This window comes from Mycolicibacterium moriokaense (assembly GCF_010726085.1).
GTDB lineage: Bacteria > Actinomycetota > Actinomycetes > Mycobacteriales > Mycobacteriaceae > Mycobacterium > Mycobacterium moriokaense.
This window is the reverse complement of sequence record NZ_AP022560.1, coordinates 4,460,518-4,472,547: the sequence shown is the minus strand read 5'-3', so window position 1 is coordinate 4,472,547 and position 12,030 is coordinate 4,460,518. Positions and strand designations below refer to the sequence as shown.

The window sequence follows — 12,030 nt, the reverse complement described above, 5'->3', positions numbered from 1 at the left end:
GGACGTGCCGAGGCGACTCGTAGTAGCAACCCGCAGCGGGGTCTGATCCTGACCGACCCCTCGCTGTGGGTCGTCGCTACTTCGTCGGTCATTTCCTCTGAACTGAGAAGACCGGCACATGACTTTCGAAGCAACCAGCGCAGGCCTGAGATCGGGGCCATCGACACTTGCGACCTACCTGGATGGACCGGTGCCCCGCGGTCTGCGCGAGGAGGCCGCCGCCATGTCGTTCGACACGTTCCTCGACTGGTACGCGCCCACCACGGGACCCCTGCGACTGGGCCAGTGGGCCTGCACCGACGCTGACCGTCCGGCCACCCGGCTGGGTCCGCAGCCGCGCACCTTCCAGGCCACGCTGGCCCTGGGTGACCGCATCGCCACGGCGTCGGCCAAGGCGCCGGGGCCGGTCGCAGCGCTGACGGAGATGCTCTACGAGCAGGGGATCGCGGTCGAGATGACCGCCTTTCACCAGTTGCCCGCCGGCGAGAACACCGCCACCTTCATCTGCGGCTCCGACGGCGGACACACCGAATGGGCGATGGGTCTGGCTGCCGACCCGACGCAGTCGGCGTTGCGCGCCGTCATCGCCTGCGCCAACCGGCTGTTGGTGACGGCCTGATCGTCCGCGAATAGCGTTCCGGGCTGCCAATCGGCGCAATCGGCGACCTGGAATGCTATTTCGCGAAGAGGTGACTCAGCGCAGCGGCCGCAGCACGATCGGCATGCCGTCCATCGGCACCGGCATCCCGCCGTAGTCGTAGCGGGCCTCGTAACCCGGCCGCGGCAGCTCCAGGCGGTACCGGCGCAGCAGTCGGTGCATGATCGTCTTGACCTCGAGCTGGCCGAACACCATGCCGATGCACTTGTGCGCGCCGCCGCCGAACGGGCTGAACGCGTAGCGGTGCCTCTTGTGCTCGTTGCGAGGCTCGGTGAAGCGGCCCGGATCGAACTTGTAGGGGTCGGGGTAGAACTCCTCGAGCCGGTGGTTCATCCCCGGGTACGCAATCACGTTGGTGCCCTTGGGCAGGTAGTAGCCGAGCAGTTCGGTGTCGCGGACCGTCTGCCGCATCGCCCACTGCACGGGCGTCACCAGCCGGATCGACTCGTTCATCACCAGATCGAGCGACTCGAGCTTCTCCAGCGAGTCGATGTCCACCGGTCCGTCACCGAGCCGGTCTGATTCGTCGCGGCAGCGTTCCTGCCATTCCGGATTGGCGGCGAGGTAGTACGACATCGTCGTCGCCGTGGACGTCGACGTGTCGTGGGCAGCCATCATCAGGAAGATCATGTGGTTGACGATGTCCTCGTCGGAGAACTTGTTGCCGTCCTCGTCCTCGGTCTCGCACAGCACCGTCAGCAGGTCGTTTCCTTCCTTGCCGCGGCGCTCCTTGACCCGTGCCTCGAAGTAGCTCTCCAGGTATTCGCGGGCCTTCAGGCCACGCCACCAGGTGAACGGCGGCACGCCCGTGCGGATGATGGCGTTGCCCGCCCTCGTGGTGATGGTGAACGCCCGGTTGACCTTCGTGACCAGTTCCTTGTCGGTGCCCGGCTCATGGCCCATGAACACCATCGAGGCGATGTCGAGGGTCAGTTCCTTCATCGCGGGATAGAGCAGGAAACGCGGGTCGTTGCTGACCCAGTCGTTCGCGATGACCTGCGAGACGACCTTGTCGACCTGCTCGGTGTAGCCGACGAGACGCGTCCGGACGAACGCCTCCTGCATGATCCGCCGGTGGAACATGTGCTCGTCGAAATCGAGGAGCATCAGGCCGCGCTTGAAGAACGGTCCGATGGCGGGTACCCAGCCCTGCTGAGAGAAGTCCTTGTTGCGGTTCGAGTAAATCGCCTGTGCGGCATCGGGTCCCAGCGCCGCCACCGAAGGGATGATCGGCGAGTCCATGAGAAACAGCGGACCGTGCTTGCGATAGAGGTGCAGGAAGAAGTCCGGGCCGCCGCGGAACATCTCGACCATGTGGCCGACGATCGGCAATCCGAGGTCACCCATGACGGGCTTGAGATCGCTCCCGGCGGGCGGCTCCGCCCATGCCCGCTGGGGCCAGTCGTGGGCCAGCAGCCGCTTCTCCAGCAAGCCCATCCCCGGCAGGGTGAGCAGCGGCGACGTCGTGACACGCCGCCTGGCCTGGTCGAGAACGTAATCTTTGGTGCTGATCGTCGGCATCAACGCTCCTGAATCAGAAAAGACTGTGGCCGTTGTCACTCTCATCCCCATCCTGGATGGCAGACTTGACGCATGTCAAGTTTGGTGTCGACGTGTCACGGTGCGAAGGTCTACTCCCATGACTGCTGAGTCCGCACCCACCGAACTCCGCCGCAGCAGAGGCGACCGGCAACGCGATGCGATCGTGACCGCGGTGCGGGAACTCCTTCAGGAGCGCTCCTTCGCCGATCTGTCCGTCAGCACCATCAGTGAGCGCGCCGGCGTGGCCCGGTCGGGCTTCTACTTCTACTTCGACTCGAAGTACGCGGTGCTGGCGGTGATCCTCGCCGACGCCAGTGATCTTCTGGACAGCCTGACGCACCACTTCGCGTCCCGGGAGCCGGGGGAGACGCCCGAGGCGTTCGTCAAGCGGATGGTCGGCAGCGCCGCAGCCGTGTACGCGAACGACGATCCGGTGCTGCGTGCCTGTGCGGTGGCGCGCAACACGGACGCGCAGATCCGCGAGATGATGGACGACTTCTACGACGGCATCATCGAGAAGCTGATCACGCTGCTCGAGCAGGATTCCGAGTTGCGGCCGATCTCCGACGACCTGCCCGCGCTGGTGCGCACGATGGCGGCGGTGACCACCATGACGCTGACGCACGACAGTACGTTCGTCGGCCGCGACCAGGAGTACGCGCGCGCCGTCGACATCGTCGAGAAGCTGTGGCTCAACGCGATGTGGGGCGGAGCCCCGAAGCCGAGTAGGTAGTCTCGGCCAAATGGCGGGCGATTTCGCAGGCAAGCGTTGTCTTCTCACCGGAGCCGCCAGCGGTATCGGCCGCGCGACCGCGTTGAAGCTCGCCGCCGAAGGCGCCGAGCTGTTTCTCACCGACCGCGACGCCGACGGTCTGGAGACGACCGTTGCCGACGCCCGCGCGCTGGGTGGTGTCGTCCGCGTGCACCGCGCCTTCGACATCTCCGACTACGACGCCGTCACCGCGTTCGCCACCGACATTCACGCCGAGTATCCGGCGATGGACGTCGTGATGAACATCGCGGGCGTCTCGGCATGGGGCACCGTCTCGACTCTCACACACCAGCATTGGAAGTCGATGATCGACATCAATCTGATGGGCCCGATCCACATCATTGAGTCGTTCGTGCCGCCCATGGTCGCTGCGCGCAACGGCGGGCACCTGGTCAACGTGTCCTCGGCCGCAGGTCTCGTGGCATTCCCGTGGCACGCCGCCTACAGCGCGAGCAAGTACGGGCTGCGCGGTCTTTCCGAGGTGTTGCGGTTCGATCTGGCGCGACACCGCGTCGGGGTGTCGGTCGTGGTGCCGGGGGCGGTGAAGACGCCGCTGGTGCAGACGGTGCAGATCGCGGGTGTGGACCGTGAGGATCCTCGGGTGCAGAAGTGGACGAACCGATTCGGCGGGCACGCGGTGTCGCCCGAACATGCCGCCGAACGCATCTTGAAAGGCGTGCGTCGCAACAGGTTCCTGATCTACACCTCACCCGACATCCGAGCGCTCTACCTCTTCAAGCGGACCATGTGGTGGCCCTACAGCGTGGCGATGCGTCAGGTCAACGTCATCTTCACGCGCGCGTTGCGGCCGTCCAAGTCCGGCTGACGGCTACGGCTTGATGCCCAGTGCACCGGTCATCGTGAAGAACAGATCCGTCTGATCGGTGAGGCCGACGACGTTGGCCGCGCGCGGACCGTAGGCCGCGATCCGCACCTGTGTACCGGTGTGGGTCTCGTCTTCGACACCGACATCGGCGGAAGTGCCGTAGCTGAGGGTCATTTCGGCGTCGTCAGCGGTCGTCAGCTTGATGGTGAGACCGGGGTACATGATGTCGCGCACCCGCTCGATGGGCTGCTTGACGTCCTCAGCGATGCCCCTGAGGTCGTCCTCGCTGAGCGGCTCGACGATCTGGCTGGTATGCCCGTGATCGGCGGTCACGATCACCAGCGTGTTGCCGTCCTGCTTGGCGAAGTCGAGTGCTGCCTTGATTGCTTCGTCGAACGCGAGGGTCTCGCCGATCTGGCCGCACGGATCCGCGGCGTGGTCGCGCTTGTCGATCGACGCGCTCTCGACCTGAAGGAAGAAGCCCTTGTCGGCACCGCTCTTGCTGCTCTTGAGCAGTTCGATCGCCTTCGTCGTCATCTCGGCCAGTTTCGGTACGTCCGAACCGTGTTCCGGATTGTCGCCGCACTTGACGGTCGGCTGCAGATATCCGTGGCGAACGGCGGGTGGACCCGCCAAGGTCACCGGCATGTTGCCGTCGGCGAACAACGCGAGTAGCGGAGCATCTTGGTCGGCCTTGCTCACGCTCGCGAGTTCGCCTGCGGTGCGCACGATTTGGAAGCCCCGCTCCTTGGCCTGTACCTCGAGCGTCTTACTTGCATACTCACCGCCGGTCGCTGTCTGCGCGAACGTCTCGGCTCCTCCGCCCATCGTGACGTCGGGCCGGGTGGCCAGCAGCTGTTCGGTGACAGAACCCTTGCCGCCCTTCTCCAGAGTCTCGTCAACGCAGTCCTCGGCCATTTCTTCGGGGCCGTAGCAGTCTCGTTCGCTGATGTGGGAGAACAACGCCGCCGGAGTCGCATCCTGGATTTCGGAGGTGGTGACGTCGCCGGTGGCGAAGCCCTGGTCCTTGGCGAGTTCGAGGATCGTCTTCTGCGCCTCGCCCTTGATGTTGATGCCCAGCGCGCCGTTGTAGGTCTTGGTGCCGGTGGACCAGCCCGTGGCGCTGGCCGCCGAGTCGGTCACGTAGTCCGGCTTGCCATCCTTGCGGAGCGCGTAGGTGGTGTACGACCCGGTGAGGGGGAGTGCGTCGATGCCCTCGAAAAAGCCGCCCGCACCCTTCTCGTAGTTACGCGCGATGGTGATCTCGGAGTCACCCATGCCGTCGCCGATCAGCAGGATGATGTTTCGCGCGCCGGAGCCGTTGATGGCTTCGCGGACCGCGCCGGTCTGATCGCCGTCGAGGCGGGCGGCGCCGCCGTTGGTGCTCAGTTCGCCCTTAGTCGGACGGTCGAGCAGGCTGCCGTTCGATTCGGTCCTGTCGTCGCTGCCGCACCCGGCGAGCACCAGTACTGCGGCCGTGCTGACGACGCCGACCACCTTGTACGCCGACTTAACCGACATATTTATCTCCTCAGTCACGGGATGAGCCGTGCGCATTGAACGGGACGTAGGTGAACGCCGCTTGTCCTGCGCGCGAACTGTGAGTGCGACTCAGTAGCCGCCTTCAGGCGGTGCCAGCTCCAGCCGCACACCGAGCAGCCGGACAGGGCGGTCGAGTTCGAACTGGTGCAGCAGATCCAGCGCGGTGGCGACGATCGCCGGCTGGTCATTACCCGGCGACGGCAGCTTACGGATCTTGGTGCGGGTGAAGAACGTCTTGGTGCGGACGGTCACCGCCACCCGGGTGGCGACGCGGCCCTGGTCGGCGATCTCGGCGAGTGTCTGTTTAGCGAGTTCGACCACGGCCGAGTCGATTTCGGCGTGGTCGGTCAGGTCGCGGGGGAACGTGGCGACGTGGCTGCGTGAGCGCGGCACCCACGGTTCGGCGCTGACGTTCGTGTCGCCGCCGCCTTTGGCCAGCAGCAGGATCCACAGACCGGTGGTCGGGCCGAACGTCGACGTCAGTAGTTGCGCGTCGGTGGAGGCAAGATCGGCCACCGTCGTGATGCCCATGCCTGCAAGCTTTTTGGCCGTCTTCGGGCCGACACCCCACAGTGCGTCGACGTCGCGGTCACCCATGACCGTCATCCAGTTGTCCTCGGTGAGGGCGAAGATGCCCGCCGGCTTACCGAAACCGGTCGCCACCTTGGCCCGCTGCTTGTTGTCGCTGATACCGACCGAGCAGGACAAGCCCGTCTCCGCGGCCACCACCTCACGGATCTGTTCGGCCAGTTGGAACGGGTCGACCGAATCGCCCTGCGGAACACCGACATACGCCTCATCCCAGCCCCACACCTCCACCGGATGACCGAAGTCGCGCAACAGGCCCATCACCTCTTCGGAGGCCTCGTCGTAGGCGTCGGTGTCCAACGGCAGGAACACCGCATCGGGACACTTGCGCGCCGCGGCGCGCAGCGGCATCCCCGCGTGCACGCCGAACGCCCGTGCCGGATACGACGCACAGGTGACGACCTTTCGGGGCTCGGCCGGATCGCCGTTGCCGCCCACGATGATCGGCAGGCTGGCGAGATCGGGGTTGCGCCGCGCCTCGACGGCAGCCTGGAACTGATCGAGGTCGACGTGCAGCACCCACCGAACGTTCATCGCGCTCAAGTGCCGCAGAGCTTGCGCGCCAGGGTGTCCCAGGCTTCGCCAAGGGATTCCAGCGTCTGGCCGCGTTCGGTGAGTTGGTGATGCACGTAGTCGGGATCGAGAAGCGCGAGCAAGGCGGTGGCCTGGGCGTCGAGATCGCCGGTGGTGCCCGCTTCCTCCAGCAGCACGGTGACGTGGCGCTGGTGCAGGGTGGCAGGCGCGTTGAACCGCATCTGCGGGTCGCGGTTGGCATCCGACAGCAGCGCTCGGTGTGCCCTGACGAATTCCAGTCGGGCGTGGCCGTAGGCGATCAGGCGGTCCAGTGGTGGCGCGCCGGGTCCCAGCGGCGGAGGGCCGAAGAGGAAGGCCTGTTGTTGCACCTTCTCGTCCTCGTCGAGCAGCACGATCATCAGCCCCGCCCGGCTGCCGAACCGGCGGAACAGCGTGCCCTTGCCGACACCCGCGGCCGCGGCGATGTCGTCGGTGGTGACGGAGTCGGCGCCGCGTTCGGCGATCAGGCGGCGCGCGGCCTCCAGCAGTAATGTTCGGTTGCGTGCCGCGTCGCCCCGCTCCTGTGGCGCTTCATCCGAGATCGGTAGCGCGTGCGGAGGCATGTCACCACTTTAATTCAGCCGGGATGAATTCGGACCGGGGTCCGGTTACACAGTGCGAGGATGGATCGGACCAACGAAAGGGATACACAGATGTCGGACGTCAAGGTGCTGGTGCTGGTCGGCAGCCTGCGTAGTGCGTCGATCAACCGTCAGCTCGCCGAGCTTGCCGTCGAGACCGCTCCCGACGGGGTACGGCTCGAGTGGTTCGACCGACTGGGCGAGCTGCCGTTCTACAACGAGGACATCGACACCGACGACGTCGGCGAACCGGTCGTGGCCCTGCGGCAAGCCGCCGCCGCTGCCGACGCGACCCTGGTGATCACCCCCGAATACAACGGCAGCATCCCGGGCGTGCTGAAGAACGCGATCGACTGGCTGTCGCGGCCCTACGGCAGCGGCGCGCTGAAGGATAAGCCGCTTGCGGTGGTCGGCGCCGCGCTCGGTCAGTACGGCGGAGTGTGGGCCCACGACGAGACCCGCAAGTCGTTCGGCATCGCGGGACCGCGCGTGGTCGAGGACCTGAGCCTGTCGGTGCGTACGACGGTGTTCGACGGTAAGCACCCGCGCGAGAACGCCGAGGTCGCCGGGCAGCTGCGCGACATCGTGGGCAAGCTGGCTGCCGAAGTCGGCTGAGGTCGGCTCGAGGAGATTCCGCACAGCGACGCCTCCGGGGTTCCGTGACCCTCGAGAGGCTTTGCTGTTATGTCACTGTGACGGTTGGGGCCAGGCTGCCTGTCGGTGGCCGGTGGTAGACCTAGCCCTGACGTGCGACACGCACAGCCTGTGATGTGCGACACGCCGGATAGTCGAGGTGTCCGATACTCACGACCAGGGAATTTCAAAAATGTTATTCAGAACATCTGGTATCCCTTCGCAATGTCGGACACTAGGTGTAGTGTTTCGAACACCGACAGACCCCCACGGTTTCCAAGCTTCAAAGGGTCGGCCGGAGTCCTGAAATCCACCGGAGTCGTGCCCTCGACCCCGCGGACGACGGCTCCGGGCGGCAGGAATTTTGAGGGCCTCCGGGCCGCTGAATTTCAGCGACAAGCAGTAAATGAATCAGTTGCCAGTCTCAGGTCGCAGAGGAGCCGTACCGAAGATGAGTCACACACCGGTCACCGTGTACACCAAGCCGGCATGCGTGCAGTGCAACGCCACCTACAAGGCGCTGGACAAGCAGGGCATCGCCTACGAGAAGGTCGACATCAGCCTGGACTCCGAGGCACGTGACTACGTCATGGCGCTCGGCTACCTGCAGGCTCCGGTTGTAGTGGCAGGCAACGAACACTGGTCCGGCTTCCGTCCCGACCGCATCAAGGCGCTCGGCGCGGTCGCGGTCACGGCCTAAGGGGTATCCAGACAGCAGAGAGGAGAAAACGATGAGCAATCTCGTCTATTTCTCCAGCGTGTCGGAAAACACCCACCGCTTCGTCGAGAAGCTGGGTCTGCCCGCTACCCGGATCCCGCTGCACGGTCGCATCGAGGTCGACGAGCCGTACGTGCTGGTGCTGCCCACCTACGGCGGTGGGCACGCCAACGGACCCGATCCCGACCGCGGGGGCTATGTCCCCAAGCAGGTGATCGCCTTCCTCAACAACGAACACAATCGGTCGTTGATCCGCGGCGTCATCGCCGCGGGCAACACCAACTTCGGCGCCGAGTTCGGCTACGCGGGAGTCGTCGTCTCGCGTAAGTGCGGCGTCCCGTTCCTCTACCGCTTCGAACTGATGGGCACGACCGACGACGTCCTCGCCGTCCGGGCCGGCCTCAACGACTTCTGGAAGGACCAGACGTGTCACCAACCGTCACAGCTGCAGAGCCTGTAGCCGCCAGCGCGCACGCGCTGCCGGGGGAGACCGACTACCACGCGCTCAACGCGATGCTGAATCTGTACGACGCCGAGGGCAAGATTCAGTTCGACAAAGACCGCGAGGCGGCTCATCAGTACTTTCTGCAACATGTGAACCAGAACACGGTCTTCTTCCACAACTACGACGAGAAGCTCGACTACCTGATCCAGAACGAGTACTACGAGCGCGAGGTGCTCGACCAGTACTCGCGTAACTTCGTCAAGTCGCTGATCGATCGCGCCTACGCCAAGAAGTTTCGGTTCCCGACGTTCGTCGGCGCGTTCAAGTACTACACCAGCTACACGCTGAAGACCTTCGACGGCAAGCGCTACCTGGAGCGCTTCGAGGACCGCGTCGTGATGGTCGCGCTGACGCTGGCCGCAGGTGACACCGCGCTGGCCGAGAAGCTGGTCGACGAGATCATCGACGGCCGGTTCCAGCCAGCGACCCCGACGTTCCTCAACTCGGGCAAGAAGCAGCGCGGCGAGCCCGTCTCCTGCTTCCTGCTGCGCATCGAGGACAACATGGAGTCCATCGGGCGTTCGATCAACTCGGCGCTGCAGCTGTCCAAGCGCGGCGGCGGGGTTGCCTTGCTGCTGACCAACATTCGCGAGCACGGCGCACCGATCAAGAACATCGAGAACCAGAGCTCGGGTGTCATTCCCATCATGAAGCTGCTGGAGGACTCGTTCTCCTATGCCAACCAGCTCGGTGCCCGGCAGGGTGCGGGTGCGGTGTACCTGCACGCCCACCACCCCGACATCTACCGCTTCCTGGACACCAAGCGGGAGAACGCCGACGAGAAGATCCGTATCAAGACCCTGTCGCTGGGTGTCGTGATCCCGGACATCACGTTCGAGCTGGCGAAGAAGAACGAGGACATGTACCTGTTCTCGCCATACGACGTCGAGCGCGTGTACGGCGTTCCGTTCGCCGACATCTCGGTCACCGAGAAGTACTACGAGATGGTCGACGATGCGCGGATCCGCAAGACGAAGATCAAGGCGCGCGAGTTCTTCCAGACGCTGGCCGAGCTGCAGTTCGAGTCCGGTTACCCCTACATCATGTTCGAGGACACGGTGAACCGTGCCAACCCGATCGCGGGGAAGATCACGCACTCGAATCTGTGCTCGGAGATCCTGCAGGTGTCGACACCGTCGGAGTTCAACGACGATCTGTCCTACAAGAAGATCGGCAAGGACATCTCCTGCAACCTGGGCTCGCTGAACATCGCCAAGGCGATGGATTCGCCGGACTTCGCACAGACCATCGAGGTGGCCATCCGCGCGCTCACGGCGGTCAGCGATCAGACGCACATCACGTCGGTGCCGTCAATTGAGCAGGGCAACAACGACTCTCATGCGATCGGCCTCGGCCAGATGAACCTGCACGGCTACCTGGCGCGCGAGCGGATCTTCTACGGCTCCGAAGAGGGCATCGACTTCACGAACATCTACTTCTACTGCGTGCTGTACCACGCGCTGCGCGCGTCGAACAAGATCGCGATCGAGCGCGGTAATGCGTTCGGTGGCTTCGAGAAGTCCAAGTACGCCTCCGGCGAGTTCTTCGACAAGTACACCGAGCAGGTCTGGGAGCCCAAGACCGACCGGGTCAAGGAACTGTTCGCCAAGGCCGACATTCGCATTCCGACACAAGAGGATTGGGTGCGGCTGAAGGAGTCGGTGCAGCAACACGGCATCTACAACCAGAATCTTCAGGCGGTGCCGCCGACGGGGTCGATCAGCTACATCAACCATTCGACGAGTTCGATCCACCCGATCGCGTCGAAGGTCGAGATCCGCAAGGAAGGCAAGATCGGCCGCGTCTACTACCCGGCGCCGTACATGACCAACGACAACCTGGAGTACTTCCAGGACGCCTATGAGATCGGCTATGAAAAGGTCATCGACACCTACGCCGCGGCCACCCAGCACGTGGACCAGGGGCTGAGCCTGACGCTGTTCTTCAAGGACACCGCGACCACTCGCGACGTCAACAAGGCGCAGATCTACGCGTGGCGCAAGGGAATCAAGACGCTGTACTACATCCGCTTGCGTCAAATGGCTCTGGAGGGAACCGAGGTCGAGGGCTGCGTGTCTTGCATGCTGTAGGCCCACGCGGTGGCGGTGGGCGGGGGCCATGCGCAATGGCTCAGGCCCATCGACTCGGACTCGGTGCACTCCTAGACTCGGTTCATGGCTGACCAAAAGCAGAGCTATGACCCGAAGAAGGGCGGCAAGTTCGAGCCGACCACCAAGGCCAAGCCTGCTCCTGCCGCCCAGCCGGGCGGCAACAAGAAGAAGTAGCGACCCGGCCGGCAAGGCCGAGTTCGCTTAGGCGCGCGGATACTCCGACACCGCGGCGCCCCGGGTCAGTCTGTGCCTGAGTTGGCAACCTAGGCGCGTCCGAGCGGCTCCCACCTGAGCGTTAGCCACATCACCAAAGGTAAGCCTTGCCTCATCTGTGTTGCGGCTCTACATTAACCGGAAACATTTCCTCTAAATAGGAGCCGGTTGATGTCGATGCGCAGGGCATTCGCAGCGGGAATGGTGGTCGGCGCCGCCACGGCACTGATCGGTGTCACCCCGCCCGCGTACGCCGAACCCGGCGTGCCGGCAGATCCTGGCGTGCAGGCCGAACCCGGCGTCCCGGTCGAGCCAGCCGCGCAGGCCGAGTCCGAACCCAGTGTGCAGACCAACTACGGCGGGCCACTCGACCCTGCCACGATTGAGAATTTCGCGATCACGTCGGAGGTGCCCTCGCTCGCCGAGCTCGATGCACAGATCCGGCTGCTCGTCGGCACCCCGGCGCCCGATGCGGTCAAGGCCGCGCAGTTGGAGGGCGGCAATCGCGCCGTCATCGCCCCGAAGATGGTCTACCGCATCGGGTTCTTCCGTCCGCCGCGCGGTTCGAGCCTGGTGACCGGTCCCGAGACGCACGAACCCGATCGCCACACCGCCATCATCAACGCCAGCAGGCAGGGCGCTCCCACCATCCAAATCCCCGCCGAGTGGCGGCGCATCGACGGCCGATGGAAGGTGGCGAGCAAGTCGCTGTGCAATGGCATCAAGACCCTCGGGCTGCCCATCCCGTGCAACTTCCAGTGATTGCGT

12 protein-coding genes are annotated in these 12,030 nt (G+C 64.7%); 8 read left to right on the top strand and 4 right to left on the bottom strand.

Going from position 1 to position 12,030, the window contains the following annotated elements:
- The first annotated feature begins 118 nt into the window (after positions 1–118).
- Entirely contained in the window at positions 119–619 is a 501-nt protein-coding gene (locus G6N43_RS22035) for a 2-isopropylmalate synthase (protein WP_179967909.1), read from the top strand.
- Positions 620–694: 75 nt separating this feature from the next.
- Here G6N43_RS22035 and G6N43_RS22030 read toward each other — a convergent pair whose 3' ends face one another.
- The gene (locus G6N43_RS22030; RefSeq protein ID WP_083150396.1) at positions 695–2,179 is read right to left on the bottom strand and encodes a cytochrome P450; all 1,485 of its coding nucleotides are present in this window, start codon (positions 2,177–2,179) and stop codon (positions 695–697) included.
- Between the two features lie 118 nt (positions 2,180–2,297).
- Between G6N43_RS22030 and G6N43_RS22025 the strand changes: the two genes are divergently transcribed.
- A complete protein-coding gene (locus G6N43_RS22025) occupies positions 2,298–2,933 on the top strand; it encodes a TetR/AcrR family transcriptional regulator (protein WP_083150397.1) in 636 nt (211 codons plus the stop codon).
- A 10-nt stretch (positions 2,934–2,943) separates the two neighbouring features.
- On the top strand, positions 2,944–3,798 hold the full coding sequence (locus G6N43_RS22020) for an SDR family oxidoreductase (protein WP_083150398.1): 855 nt from the start codon (positions 2,944–2,946) through the stop codon (positions 3,796–3,798).
- Positions 3,799–3,801: 3 nt separating this feature from the next.
- On the opposite strand, the gene phoA is transcribed toward G6N43_RS22020, so the two are convergent.
- The 3 genes from phoA to G6N43_RS22005 all read right to left on the bottom strand — a co-directional run bounded on the left by phoA (position 3,802) and on the right by G6N43_RS22005 (position 7,064).
- The gene (gene phoA, locus G6N43_RS22015) at positions 3,802–5,319 is read right to left on the bottom strand and encodes an alkaline phosphatase (protein ID WP_083150399.1); all 1,518 of its coding nucleotides are present in this window, start codon (positions 5,317–5,319) and stop codon (positions 3,802–3,804) included.
- 90 nt (positions 5,320–5,409) lie between these two features.
- A complete protein-coding gene (locus G6N43_RS22010; RefSeq protein WP_083150400.1) occupies positions 5,410–6,462 on the bottom strand; it encodes a DNA polymerase IV in 1,053 nt (350 codons plus the stop codon).
- Between the two features lie 5 nt (positions 6,463–6,467).
- On the bottom strand, positions 6,468–7,064 hold the full coding sequence (locus G6N43_RS22005) for a TetR/AcrR family transcriptional regulator (RefSeq protein WP_083150401.1): 597 nt from the start codon (positions 7,062–7,064) through the stop codon (positions 6,468–6,470).
- Positions 7,065–7,154: 90 nt separating this feature from the next.
- Here G6N43_RS22005 and G6N43_RS22000 point away from each other — a divergent pair, with 90 nt between their 5' ends.
- The 5 genes from G6N43_RS22000 (at position 7,155) to G6N43_RS30735 (ending at position 12,024) form a co-directional block, all read left to right on the top strand.
- Complete coding sequence (locus G6N43_RS22000; protein WP_083150402.1) at positions 7,155–7,697, top strand: NADPH-dependent FMN reductase; 543 nt, start codon at positions 7,155–7,157, stop codon at positions 7,695–7,697.
- 469 nt (positions 7,698–8,166) lie between these two features.
- Positions 8,167–8,415, top strand: a complete 249-nt coding sequence (locus tag G6N43_RS21995) for a redoxin NrdH (protein ID WP_083150403.1) — start codon at positions 8,167–8,169, stop codon at positions 8,413–8,415.
- 31 nt (positions 8,416–8,446) lie between these two features.
- The gene (nrdI, locus tag G6N43_RS21990; RefSeq protein ID WP_083150404.1) at positions 8,447–8,893 is read left to right on the top strand and encodes a class Ib ribonucleoside-diphosphate reductase assembly flavoprotein NrdI; all 447 of its coding nucleotides are present in this window, start codon (positions 8,447–8,449) and stop codon (positions 8,891–8,893) included.
- Between the two features lie 17 nt (positions 8,894–8,910).
- Entirely contained in the window at positions 8,911–11,028 is a 2,118-nt protein-coding gene (nrdE, locus tag G6N43_RS21985) for a class 1b ribonucleoside-diphosphate reductase subunit alpha (protein WP_179968054.1), read from the top strand.
- A 405-nt stretch (positions 11,029–11,433) separates the two neighbouring features.
- Complete coding sequence (locus tag G6N43_RS30735) at positions 11,434–12,024, top strand: MTB12 C-terminal domain-containing protein (RefSeq protein WP_234810049.1); 591 nt, start codon at positions 11,434–11,436, stop codon at positions 12,022–12,024.
- Positions 12,025–12,030: the final 6 nt, after the last annotated feature.

Bases quoted from the DNA above. Each gene is read 5' to 3' on its own strand.
- G6N43_RS22035 (WP_179967909.1), top strand. From the start codon at position 119: ATGACTTTCGAAGCAACCAGCGCAGGCCTGAGATCGGGGCCATCGACA.
- G6N43_RS22030 (WP_083150396.1), bottom strand. From the start codon at position 2,179: ATGCCGACGATCAGCACCAAAGATTACGTTCTCGACCAGGCCAGGCGG.
- G6N43_RS22025 (WP_083150397.1), top strand. From the start codon at position 2,298: ATGACTGCTGAGTCCGCACCCACCGAACTCCGCCGCAGCAGAGGCGAC.
- G6N43_RS22020 (WP_083150398.1), top strand. From the start codon at position 2,944: ATGGCGGGCGATTTCGCAGGCAAGCGTTGTCTTCTCACCGGAGCCGCC.
- phoA (WP_083150399.1), bottom strand. From the start codon at position 5,319: ATGTCGGTTAAGTCGGCGTACAAGGTGGTCGGCGTCGTCAGCACGGCC.
- G6N43_RS22010 (WP_083150400.1), bottom strand. From the start codon at position 6,462: ATGAACGTTCGGTGGGTGCTGCACGTCGACCTCGATCAGTTCCAGGCT.
- G6N43_RS22005 (WP_083150401.1), bottom strand. From the start codon at position 7,064: ATGCCTCCGCACGCGCTACCGATCTCGGATGAAGCGCCACAGGAGCGG.
- G6N43_RS22000 (WP_083150402.1), top strand. From the start codon at position 7,155: ATGTCGGACGTCAAGGTGCTGGTGCTGGTCGGCAGCCTGCGTAGTGCG.
- G6N43_RS21995 (WP_083150403.1), top strand. From the start codon at position 8,167: ATGAGTCACACACCGGTCACCGTGTACACCAAGCCGGCATGCGTGCAG.
- nrdI (WP_083150404.1), top strand. From the start codon at position 8,447: ATGAGCAATCTCGTCTATTTCTCCAGCGTGTCGGAAAACACCCACCGC.
- G6N43_RS30735 (WP_234810049.1), top strand. From the start codon at position 11,434: ATGTCGATGCGCAGGGCATTCGCAGCGGGAATGGTGGTCGGCGCCGCC.